General features: G+C 35.2%; 10 protein-coding genes. 7 read left to right on the top strand and 3 right to left on the bottom strand.

The genetic code is table 11. The annotated features are described in order from the left end of the window. Window positions 1-12 precede the first annotated feature (12 nt). From QSV08_RS07200 to QSV08_RS07215, 4 genes are all read left to right on the top strand, one after another. On the top strand, window positions 13-1,323 hold the full coding sequence (locus QSV08_RS07200; RefSeq protein ID WP_324027725.1) for an amidohydrolase: 1,311 nt from the start codon (window positions 13-15) through the stop codon (window positions 1,321-1,323). A gap of 5 nt (window positions 1,324-1,328) precedes the next feature. Further along, window positions 1,329-2,885: an FMN-binding glutamate synthase family protein gene (locus QSV08_RS07205; RefSeq protein ID WP_324027726.1), complete on the top strand. Its 1,557-nt coding sequence runs from the start codon at window positions 1,329-1,331 to the stop codon at window positions 2,883-2,885. A 25-nt stretch (window positions 2,886-2,910) separates the two neighbouring features. Then, complete coding sequence (locus QSV08_RS07210; protein ID WP_324027727.1) at window positions 2,911-3,681, top strand: hypothetical protein; 771 nt, start codon at window positions 2,911-2,913, stop codon at window positions 3,679-3,681. Window positions 3,682-3,764: 83 nt separating this feature from the next. Next, entirely contained in the window at window positions 3,765-4,283 is a 519-nt protein-coding gene (locus tag QSV08_RS07215; protein ID WP_324027728.1) for a hypothetical protein, read from the top strand. Window positions 4,284-4,376: 93 nt separating this feature from the next. Here the strand turns inward: QSV08_RS07215 and QSV08_RS07220 are convergent, their stop codons facing one another. Both QSV08_RS07220 and QSV08_RS07225 read right to left on the bottom strand, forming a co-directional pair. After that, complete coding sequence (locus QSV08_RS07220) at window positions 4,377-5,291, bottom strand: patatin-like phospholipase family protein (protein WP_324027729.1); 915 nt, start codon at window positions 5,289-5,291, stop codon at window positions 4,377-4,379. Between the two features lie 2 nt (window positions 5,292-5,293). Continuing rightward, entirely contained in the window at window positions 5,294-7,363 is a 2,070-nt protein-coding gene (locus QSV08_RS07225; protein WP_324027730.1) for a M1 family metallopeptidase, read from the bottom strand. 185 nt (window positions 7,364-7,548) lie between these two features. Between QSV08_RS07225 and recG the strand changes: the two genes are divergently transcribed. Beyond that, window positions 7,549-9,654: an ATP-dependent DNA helicase RecG gene (gene recG / locus QSV08_RS07230; RefSeq protein WP_324027731.1), complete on the top strand. Its 2,106-nt coding sequence runs from the start codon at window positions 7,549-7,551 to the stop codon at window positions 9,652-9,654. A 66-nt stretch (window positions 9,655-9,720) separates the two neighbouring features. Here the strand turns inward: recG and QSV08_RS07235 are convergent, their stop codons facing one another. Continuing rightward, window positions 9,721-10,158, bottom strand: coding sequence for a DUF3592 domain-containing protein (locus tag QSV08_RS07235; protein WP_324027732.1), 438 nt, complete (start codon window positions 10,156-10,158; stop codon window positions 9,721-9,723). Window positions 10,159-10,331: 173 nt separating this feature from the next. Here QSV08_RS07235 and leuC point away from each other — a divergent pair, with 173 nt between their 5' ends. Next, a complete protein-coding gene (leuC, locus tag QSV08_RS07240) occupies window positions 10,332-11,744 on the top strand; it encodes a 3-isopropylmalate dehydratase large subunit (protein WP_324027733.1) in 1,413 nt (470 codons plus the stop codon). Between the two features lie 99 nt (window positions 11,745-11,843). Further along, entirely contained in the window at window positions 11,844-12,440 is a 597-nt protein-coding gene (gene leuD / locus QSV08_RS07245; protein WP_324027734.1) for a 3-isopropylmalate dehydratase small subunit, read from the top strand. The last annotated feature ends 63 nt before the right edge of the window (window positions 12,441-12,503 follow it).

Below are 12,503 nucleotides of genomic sequence, written 5' to 3' on the forward strand. Positions count from 1 at the left end.
TAAATACTGATTATGAGAAAACTAGGTTTATTGGCCCTCGTTCTTTTCGGTTTTACCGTTCAGGCACAGGGACCAAATCTTGAAAAAGACTACAAAGCTATAGAAAGCAAGGTAGTTGATTGGAGAAGAGAAATTCATCAGAATCCGGAATTAGGGAATCGTGAATTCAAAACAGCAGAAAAAATTGCCAAGCACTTAAAATCTTTAGGTATTGAAATTCAGACTGGCGTTGCTCATACTGGCGTAGTTGGTATTTTAAAAGGAGATTTACCTGGTAAAGTAGTTGCTTTAAGAGCAGATATTGACGCACTACCTGTTACAGAACGTAATGATTTACCTTATAAATCTAATGTTACTTCAGAATTTATGGGTGAAAAAGTAGGTGTTATGCATGCTTGTGGGCATGATACACATACTGCTATTTTAATGGGCGTTGCTGAAGTAATGTCTAAAAACAAAGATAAAATCAAAGGAACTGTAAAGTTTATCTTTCAACCAGCAGAAGAAGGACCACCACCAGGAGAAGAAGGTGGAGCACTTTTAATGGTAAAAGAAGGCGTTATGAGTAATCCAAAAGTTGATGCCATTTTCGGATTGCATATTAACTCTCAAACTCCTGTAGGTGTTATCAGATACAAATCTGGTGGTACTATGGCAGCTGCACAGAGTTTTACAATTAACGTAAAAGGAAAGCAATCTCACGGTTCTCAACCATGGTCAGGTGTTGATCCAATTTTGATCAGTGCTAAAATTATTGACGGGCTGCAAACAATTATCAGTAGAGAAACTGACCTAACCAATGAAGCTGCAGTAATTACTGTTGGTAAAATTAAAAGTGGTGTTCGTTTTAATATTATACCAGAATCTGCAGAGATGATCGGTACAATTAGGACATTAGATTATGACATGAAAGACAAGCTTAACAAGCGTATGGTCGAAATGGTAAGCGATATTGCCAAAGCTTACGGTGGTGAAGCTACTTGTGTAATTAAAGACGCAACAGATATTACATATAACAACCCAGAATTGGTAGAGCAAATGTTACCTACCATGAAAAGAGTAGCTGGCGATGCTAATGTACAATTTCAAAAAGCGGTTACTGGTGCTGAAGATTTCTCTTATTTTCAAAGAAAAGCTCCAGGATTTTTCTTTTTCTTAGGAGGAATGACTCCTGGTACTACAGAATCTTACCCACACCACACACCAGATTTTTTAATTGACGATAGTGGTTTACTTTTAGGAGTTCGTACGCTAACAGAAATGAGCTTAGATTATTTAAACAGCGACCAAACACCGCTTTTAGATTTTGAACCAAAAGAATAATTTTGATGAACGATTTTTTTAATACTATTCCAAGTCCACCATGGTGGACTTGGATTTTTTTGTTTCTTTTCATAGTTGCCATCTGGGATATTTTTATTCAGAAACGGCACACGATAAAACATAACTTTCCTGTTGTAGGGCACTTGCGTTATTGGCTAGAAAGTATTGGTCCAGAAATGCGTCAATATTTTGTTGCTAATAACAGAGAAGAGCTTCCTTTTAACAGAATTGAAAGAGGATGGATCTATGCATCTGCAAAAAAAGAGAACAACTACGAAGGGTTTGGTTCTGATCGAGATCTATATGCACACCAGCATATATTCATCAAAAACAGAATGATGGCGTATGAAGTACCTGCTGGTCACCCAAATGCTGCAGAGCCTAACTTTATACCTTGTGCAAAGGTTATGGGTCAGCACAATAATCGTAGAAAACCATATAGACCAGGTAGTGTTGTAAATGTATCTGCCATGAGTTTTGGTTCATTGTCAGCCGCAGCTGTAGAAGCCATGAACAAAGGAGTTAAAAAAGCAGGAGCATATCATAATACTGGTGAAGGCGGACTCTCACCTTACCATAAACATGGTGGAGATATTGTATTTCACTTTGGTACCGGTTATTTCGGTGTAAGAACTGAAGATGGCAATTTCTCTATGGAGAAAATGAAAAAATTGGTTGAGGACAATCCTTGTATAAAAGCAATTGAAATAAAACTATCTCAAGGTGCAAAACCAGGAAAGGGCGGAGTCTTACCGGGAGCAAAAATCACTCCTGAACTTGCCGAAATTAGAGGTGTTGAAGTTGGTAAAGATGTATTGTCACCAGCGACACACAAAGCATTTTCTAATGTAAAGGAATTAATGGCACTTATAGAAGATATTGCCAATGAAACAGGTTTACCTGTAGGGATTAAAGGTGCAATAGGAAAATTAGATCAGTGGGAAGAATTGGCTGATTTAATGATAGAGACTGGTAAAGGGCCTGATTTCATTACCGTAGATGGTGGTGAAGGTGGTACCGGTGCCGCTCCCCCATCATTTGCCGATCACGTATCATTACCATGGGTATACGGCTTCTCTAGTTTATATAGAGTTTTCTTAAACAGACATCTTACCGAACGTATTGTATTTATAGGTTCAGGTAAATTAGGTTTCCCGGCAAAAGCCGCCATGGCATTTGCAATGGGTGTAGATTGTATAAATGTTGCTCGCGAAGCAATGATGAGTATTGGTTGTATTCAAGCACAGGTTTGCCATACCAATACCTGCCCAACAGGTATAGCGACGCAAAGTAAATGGTTACAAAAAGGTATTAATGTGCCTTTAAAATCAGACCGATTAGCGCAATATTTTAATACGTTTAGAAAAGAATTTTTAGAAATCACACATGCTGCAGGCTATGAACACCCTAGCCAATTTACGATGGACGATGTGCAAGTAAATGTAGATGACAACGACCTAAATAAAAGTTTAGCCTCTACTTACGGCTATAATAAAGCAAAAGTACCGTTTGCAGGAGTTCAACAATTAAAAGACTGTTCGTACCTTGGCGGCAAAATTTAGATTAACCTATTTAATTCAATTTTATATGACACGATTTTTTTTATGTTCAGCTATTTTCCTAGTTGGTTTAACTTCATTACAAGCTCAGAAAAAAAGTGAGTTGATAGAACAGAATCAAGAATTAAAATATAAACTAGATTCTATATCACGAATGGTGAGTACTTCTCAAAGAAATGAGAAGTTAGCCGATCAACGCTCAAATGAGTATCAATCTCAGGTAACAGAGTTGCAAGATGCGAATGCGACATTAATGAAGAACTTAAATAGTTTTGCAGCCTTATCTAGTCAAAATTCAGACAACATTAATAAAACGATGGCTGCTTTAGAGCGAAAAGAAAAGCAACTTAAAGGTGTAACTGATGTTGTTGCTAGTAATGATTCTACTGCTGTTGTAATATTGACCAATGCGAAGCAAGTTTTAGGAGAAAATGCAACAGTTGGCGTTGCCGATGGATCCGTAATTATTTCTGAAAAACTAGACTATTTCTTTACTGACGGTGTTGGCGTTAATCCGTCCACCGAATCTATTGGGTGGATAGAAAATGTGGCGAAGGTTGCAAACGCAAATCCTAGTAGTGTAATTACCATTGCTAGTTTAAATATCACTGGTGAAATGAATATTGCCATACAACAAGCGACGGCAATTGCTAGTATTTTAATAAAAGATTTTGGTGTAAATGGCGAACGAATTAAAGCTGTTGCTCAAGATGGTGGCTTACGAGAATCACTACAAATAAAGTTTCAACCAGATTATAAAGCATTTTATGATATGGCGAAGGGAGACGCTAAAAATTAGATTACTTGTATTTCATCGATGAAACACTATACTAATTGAGAAATTTGGACGTTCTTATTTCGTAATTAATAACTAATTAAAAAATGAACTCCGACCAAATTTTTCAACTTTTCGCTTATTTAATACCTTCAGTTGTTACTGGTGCCATAGCTTTCTATTTCTTTAGAATGCACACCAATAATGAAGAAGGAAGAAGACGTTTTCTTTTACATAAAGATTCTCAAAAAGATACGCTGCCTGTGCGCTTACAAGCCTACGAAAGAATGGCGTTATTTTTAGAACGTATTGCAATACCTAGCTTGGTTGTGCGTGTAGCACCACAAGGTGATGATAAAAATGCATACGAGAATTTATTAGTCAAAAGCATAGAAACTGAATTTGACCATAACCTTTCGCAGCAAATTTATATGACCGATGAATGTTGGAATATTATTAAAGCAGCAAAAAGTGCAACAATTCAAATGATCAGAAAAGCAGCCATGAGCAACACAGAAACTGCAGATAAATTGAGAGAAGATATTTTAAATGAAACTATGGACAAAACTTCTCCATCGGCTACTGCCTTAACTTTTGTAAAAAGAGAAATTGGCGATTTATGGTAGAAATTAAAATTATACTGAAATAAAAAAATGCTTTCCATCTGGAAAGCATTTTTTGTTTATAGCTATACGTTAAAGCCTATTTGTCAAAGAACACTATTCATGCTCATTAGGTTCAATTGGGTTTGTTTCTTCATTCTTATTTTTAGCATATAGATAACCCCTCTTCCACCATAAGGTCATTTTTGCTTTATCAAATATTAAAGAGTTGGTCGTTAATATGGTAGGTGTATAAAATAAGTTGATAATCGCATTCTTCTGATTGGCAACCAATTTACCTATTCTAATATTTTGGTTTTCAATTCTATCTAAAATAAAACTCAGCATATTCGTAATCAACTCAAACGGATTACGAGATGCCACCCTATTCATATAATTGACTTCGGTATGTAAAACAACAACATCTACCTCAGTTGCACCTCTTTTAATAGCTTCTTCTATAGGCACAATACTACCTAAACCACCATCGGCATACTCGCAAAAGTTTTTACGAACCAGGCTCATGAAAGGCGTGTAGTTAGCTGAAATCCAAATCCAATCGCAATAATCTTCATAGGTACAATCTTTAATAGATTTATACTCCACTTGATTCAATGATAAATTAGAAACGGTTATGATAACGTCTGAATCTCCACTTTTTAAAGTTTCAAACTCCTCAATGGTTAGACTGTTCTCTATAAGTTTACGCAAATTTTCACTTTCACCAAAGGTTTTTTTACCGCTCATTAAGTTTCTAAGAACGTTCCAATGATTAATTGAAATCTCTTCGTTACCACGAATATTCTTCACCAAAAAAGGACAATTATTAAATATACTCTTCTGATTTACATTAGAATATATTTCTTTGATTTTATCTAATTTACCAAGTGCTAAATGAGAAATTAGAAGACTTCCGGTAGAAGTACCCACAAAAATATCATACTTTCTTCCTTCTTCTTGTATAAGGTATTGGGCAACACCACCTGCAAAGGCTCCTTTACTACCACCACCAGAAATAACCAATGCTTTCATTATTACTTTAATTTCGTTTTAAGATAACGCAAATCTGATGAATTTAGTTGAATTGCTACCTTTTCAATTTCTTTTTTCTGTTCTTCATCAATCCATAATGCATCAAATAACTGTCTCGCATAGTTTCTAAACTGCCAAGAATGATGATTGGTTGCCTTTATTAAATTAATATAGGCATCATCATTTAAAGCTTCAATTTCAAATAAATACTGAAACGCTGTTTGTCGAACTTCTGGATTATAAATAGCGCTCGTGTAACCAACAAGCTCTCGATGATAATAAACACTTTCTGTAGGATTATAATCGGGTGTAAACAATGCCAATGTTAGCCATAACAGTCGCACATTCTTATTTGGCAACCCAATAATATCTTTCGTCTTTTCTAAGAAAACACTTCTATCATAATCAAAACTAGACCATAAATTATAAAGCATTAATTCATTGGTAATATAACTATCATCCAATAATAACGGCTCTGCATACTCTTTTAAACCCTCAGGAATTACACCCATTTTCTGAGCAGTAAATTGCCGTATTCTAATATCTTCACTAGCAATTAAAGGCAAAAGTTCTAATTCAGGAAAATCACCTTTTTGTTGAAGCAATTCTAACTTCAATTCCGTAGCTAATTCTGAATCCTTTAAAATTTCAGGGGAATTAAAACTATTCTCATCATCATGTTTTAAAACATAATACATTCTTAATGATGCACTATTATTCATTAAATAATCTTTCGCAGCATCCATCGGGAATACGTCTCCGTCTAACCAAATAGTTTTAAAATCACTTAAATCATAATTGCTAGTTTCCTCCATTTCAGCAATAAATTCTGCAACAGTCACATTTTGGAACTGATATTTATTCAAGTAATTTCGAATTCCGGTTTTAAAATTATCTTCTCCTATTTTATCTTTTAAGATAGCTAAAGCCCATGCTCCTTTTTCATAGAAAGTAAGACTACTAGCTTTCGGATTCAATAAGCCCTCCCCTTCTCCTTTTTCCGAAATACTATTTAGAGTTTTAGCAGTTTCATAAAACTTCCAGAAAAAATGATCATCACCAAAAATTTCTTTCTCAGCCAAATAAGCATAGTATGTAGCAAAACCCTCATGTAACCAATGGTGTTCGCTATTCTTTTCGGTAACCAAATTACCAAACCATTGATGCGCTAGCTCATGAGCATTAATGTTTACGTAATTTCTATCAATAAACGAAGTGGAATCAATGACATAAGCATCAGAGAAAAAAGTAGCACTCGTATTTTCCATACCTGCATATAAAAAATCATGTACTGGCACTTGTTTATAATTCTGCCAAGGATACGTTACATCAATCTCATTTTCTAAAAAATCAAATATCTTTTTAGTATACCTGTAAGTAGGTTCCACTTTTAGACTATCGTTTGGGTAATAATAGTTTTCAATCTTTACTCCGCTTTTAGCTTTTAAAACCTGTTTATCGTAATCGCCTATAGCAAATGCCAGTAAATAGCTACTCATAGGCTTTTCCATATTAAACATCCAAATAGGGTCTTCCCCTATGTCGTTAGGTTGCATAATTAAATTACCATTCGCAATAACTTGATATTTACGATCAGCTTCAATAGTCATATCAAATTCAATCTTCTCTTCCATATCATCAAAACTGGGAAGCCAATGACTCGTATATTTACCCTGACCTTGCGTCCAAATTTGCTCATTACCTTCTAGCTCATCATCCCAACCAATAAAATAAACAGTTTGTTTTGGCTTGGTTATATATTGAAGAATCAGCTTATGAGAATCTCCCTTTTTAAACTTATGTTTAATGGAAATTATTTTTTCTGTGGTTGTATAATCTACCTTCTCCCCATCTAGTTCTACTTTTAAAAAATCTATGTTCTTAGCATCAAGAAACACAGAATCAACATTCTGCAATACATCAAAGCGATACAACACACCACCTTTTATTTCTTTCTCTTTGGGTACGGGACTTAAATAAACATTAGCCTTAGTAAAGTCTACCTTATCTTGATGTTGACCAAAAGTGAATATGGATAGGAGTATAATAAAGGCGAAAACTAATTTCTTCATGCAGCTTAATAAACAAATAACATTCCAAATTTAATGTTTTGGGGAGCACTTCCCTAACCTTTATCAAAATTGAATGCAATGCTAAACAACACATATTTTGCCAGTTACCATTAGAAAGTTATTTACAAAAGTAGTATTGATATTTCCCCTTTGGGGATTAAGGGGCTTATCGCTATTTTAGTGCCATGAACGCAAACTTCTTGCAAACTCCTGTTGTATATCTTAAAGGTGTTGGTCCAAATAGGGCTGAAACCTTAAAGTCCGAATTGGGGATAGAAACCTGTCAAGATTTGCTGAATCTTTTCCCCAATCGATATATCGATAAAACCCAATATTATAAAATAAGTCAGCTACAACGTAGCAGTGCCGATGTTCAAATAATTGGTAAAGTAGTTCACTTAAAAACAGTTGAACAAAAGAAGGGTTCGCGTTTAGTAGCCCGTTTTAAAGATGATACCGGTGAAATAGAATTGGTTTGGTTTAGGGGACAAAAATGGTTGCGAGAAAATCTTAAACTGAACATACCTTATGTAATCTTCGGAAAATGTAATTGGTATAATGGCACATTTTCAATGCCACACCCAGAAATGGAACCCTTGTCTGCACATGAACAAGGCACAAAAGTGTATATGCAACCCGTATACCCATCTACCGAAAAACTAAGTAATAAAGGCGTAACAAATAAGGTAATCAGTAAAATGTTGCAACAGCTTTTTATTGAGATGAACGGTAAATTTTCTGAAAGCCTCTCGGATAAATTACTGCATGACTTAAAGTTACTACCAAAACCGGAAGCATTATTCAATATACATTTCCCTAAAAGTCAAGAGTTATTGGCGAAAGCACAATTCCGCTTAAAGTTTGAAGAGTTATTCTATATTCAACTTCAGCTGATAGGTAAAAATGTATCTCGAAAGAAAAAAATTAAAGGCTTTCCTTTCAATGAAGTGGGTGACTATTTTAAAGATTTTTACTCTAATAAATTACCTTTTGAGCTTACCGGAGCACAGAAGCGAGTAATTAAAGAAATTCGTGCAGACCTTGGTAGCAATGCTCAAATGAACCGTTTACTGCAGGGTGATGTAGGATCGGGTAAAACCATTGTTGCCGTAATGACGATGCTTTTGGCTATTGATAACGGATTTCAAGCTTGCTTAATGGCTCCCACAGAAATTCTTGCCAATCAGCATTATCAAGGCATTTCTGAATTGTTAGAAGGAACGGAGATTACTTGTGCATTATTAACAGGTTCCATCAAAAAATCGGCACGAAAACCTATTCATGAACAATTAGAAAACGGAGAACTAAACATCTTAATTGGTACTCATGCCCTTTTAGAAGATAAAGTAAAATACAAGAACTTAGGCATCGCTATTATTGATGAGCAGCATCGTTTTGGTGTAGCCCAACGATCTAAATTGTGGCATAAAAATGAGTTTCCGCCGCACATACTGGTAATGACGGCAACACCAATACCTAGAACATTGGCCATGAGTTTGTATGGTGATTTAGACATCTCTGTCATAGATGAATTACCACCTGGGCGTAAACCTATAAAAACTGTACACCGCTATGACGCCAATAGATTAAAGGTATTTGCATTTATACGAGACGAGATTGAAAAAGGTAGACAGATATATGTTGTCTACCCCTTAATTCAAGAATCTGAAGCCATGGACTATAAAGATCTAATGGATGGCTATGAGAGTATTGCGCGTGACTTTCCACAGCCAAAATATCAAATTTCTATTGTTCACGGGCAAATGAAACCGGCAGACAAAGAGTATGAAATGAACCGATTTGTGCGAGGAGAAACACAAATAATGGTTGCTACCACCGTTATTGAAGTTGGCGTTAACGTACCAAATGCATCTGTAATGATTATTGAAAGTGCCGAACGTTTCGGTCTTTCGCAATTGCATCAATTACGTGGTCGTGTTGGGCGCGGTGCTGATCAGAGTTTTTGTATTCTAATGACAAGCCATAAACTATCTGCAGAAGCTAAAACAAGACTAGAAACCATGGTCGCTACCAATGACGGATTCGAAATTGCAGAAGTAGATCTAAAACTACGCGGACCAGGAGATATTATGGGTACACAACAAAGCGGATTATTAAATCTAAAAATAGCCGATATTGTTAAGGATAATGACATTCTAAAATCTGCTAGATACTACGCATTACAATTACTAAAAGAAGACCCATCTTTAAGTAAACCAGAGAATCTAATTATTAGACATATGTATGCCCAGTTGGTGAAACATAAGAATATATGGACGTATATTAGTTAATAAAGATTACTAAATCAAAACCGATATTTAGCTTCTAAAAGGCTAAAAAAGAGACATTAATTTAGACTAATTTTTAATTCGTGTCTGAAGTTCATAAATTGAAACAACGAACAATATAAAAGCTATCGTGACAAGTAATGAACTAAATTTCCATAGATACTGATTAGCTATATAAACATTTTTGGGCTCATCAATATCATATTTTAAAAGTACACTTTCTCCTATTTCATAAGGTTTAAAATCTTGATAATTACCCTTGTTTAAGGTAAACTCAAAATCATCTTTTGTAACAAATGAAAATGAAGGTGAGTATACTAGCTGTTTACTACCAAAAATTGCTTGTGAACTTTTTGTTTTTGAAAGATATTCAGTAATTACACCTTCTGTCTGAATTCCAGACTTTTCAATTTTCAACTTTTGATAAAGTTGCGACCCGCCAAATATTAATAAAATCACGCTACTAACTAGCATGATGTAAACGAAAAAAATATGATGGTTTTTCATTATAACTATGTATGATTTGAATTATGAAATTCACTTTGTTCAAAACGAAAAAAAATGCTGAATATTTTAAAACTACCAGATAAATACATTTTGAACATCGTATTTTTCAAGTGTGTTAATTTCTGAGAAACCCTTGTTTTTAATAGATTTGTTGTACTTACATTAGAAAGAATATGAGCGCAACAAAAACATTATTTGACAAAGTGTGGGATTCCCACGTAGTACATAAAATACAAGATGGTCCAGATGTTCTGTTTATTGACAGACACATGGTACATGAAGTAACAAGTCCTGTTGCTTTCCTAGGAATTAAGAACAGAAATATACCTGTTATGCATCCTGAGAAAACATTTGCAACAGCTGACCATAACACACCAACTATTAACCAACATTTGCCGGTTGCAGATCCACTTTCTGCAAACCAGTTAAGAATGTTAGAAGAAAATGCCAATGAATATGGTATTTCTTATTGGGGACTAGGTCATGCAAAAAATGGTATTGTACACGTTGTAGGTCCTGAATACGGTATTACCCAACCAGGTGCTACTATTGTATGTGGAGATTCACATACTTCTACGCACGGTGCTTTTGGTGCAATTGCTTTCGGTATTGGTACATCTGAAGTTGAAATGGTATTGGCTACACAATGTATTATGCAGCCTAAGCCAAAGAGAATGCGTATTAATATTAATGGTAAAATGAGCAAAGGGGTTACACCTAAAGATGTTGCTTTATTTATTATTTCTCAATTAACGACTTCTGGTGCAACTGGGTATTTCGTAGAATATGCTGGTGAAATTTTTAGAGACATGAGTATGGAAGGTCGTATGACCGTTTGTAATCTAAGTATAGAAATGGGTGCCCGTGGTGGTATGATCGCTCCTGATGAAAAGACATTTGAATATGTAAAAGATCGCGAGTTTACACCTAAAGGTGTAAATTGGGATAAGGCAATGGCATATTGGGAAACATTATATACCGATGAAGATGCCATTTTCGATAAAGAATTAACTTTTGATGGTTCGTTAATTGAACCTATGATTACATATGGTACCAACCCAGGTATGGGAATGGGAATTTCTAATGATATTCCGATGGCATCTGATGTACAAGGTGGCGCCACAACCTACCAAAAATCATTGAAGTATATGGATTTCAATGAAGGTGATAGTATGATGGGTAAATCGATTGATTTCGTTTTTCTTGGTAGTTGTACCAATGGTCGTATAGAAGATTTTAGAGCTTTTGCATCTATTGTAAAAGGAAGAAAGAAAGCTGACAATGTTACGGCATGGTTGGTTCCTGGATCGCACAAAGTTGAAGCGGCCATAAAAGAAGAAGGTATACTTGATATTTTAACCGAATCTGGTTTTGAACTTCGTGAGCCTGGTTGTTCTGCTTGTTTGGCAATGAATGATGATAAAGTACCTGCTGGTAAATTAGCGGTAAGTACATCGAACAGAAACTTTGAAGGAAGACAAGGACCTGGATCAAGAACGTTATTAGCTAGTCCGTTAGTTGCTGCTGCAGCTGCCGTTACCGGTAAAGTAACCGATCCAAGAGAATTAATGGTTGAACTTGTATAACAAGTTTGCCTTTCACTATTAGCCCTAGGCTTTTAGCAAAACAACAATTAAAATAATACAAGCTAATGGCTAACACCCATGAGCAAAAAGCTATAAAAAATGGCATACGATAAATTCGACATATTAACTTCAACTGCGGTTCCTTTACCAATAGAAAACGTAGATACAGATCAAATTATACCTGCACGATTTTTAAAGGCGACAGAGCGTGTTGGTTTTGGCGACAACCTTTTTAGAGATTGGCGTTACAACCAAGACAATACTTTAAAAGAAGATTTTGTTTTGAACCAAGATAAGTTCAGTGGCAAAATATTAGTAGGTGGTAAAAACTTTGGTTCGGGATCATCTCGTGAGCATGCTGCTTGGGCAGTTTATGATTACGGATTTAGATGTGTAGTTTCAAGTTTCTTCGCAGATATCTTTAGAGGTAACTGTCTTAACATTGGTGTATTACCGGTACAAGTAAGTGCTGAGTTTTTACAGAAAATTTTTGATGCTACTGAAGCTGACCCTTCTACAGAATTAGAAATTAGCCTACCTGAACAAAAAATCACTTTACTAACTACAGGCGAAAGTGAATCTTTTGATATTAATGGCTATAAGAAGAACAACATGCTTAACGGTTTTGATGATATCGATTATTTATTGAACATCAAAAAAGATATTGAGACATTCGCAGAGAGTACTCCGTTATAAACTCATATATCAAAACAATACAAAGCATTTACGTTAACTAACCCAATGCCATTTTTCGATTTG

Source organism: Maribacter sp. BPC-D8, from assembly GCF_035207705.1.
Lineage (GTDB): Bacteria > Bacteroidota > Bacteroidia > Flavobacteriales > Flavobacteriaceae > Maribacter.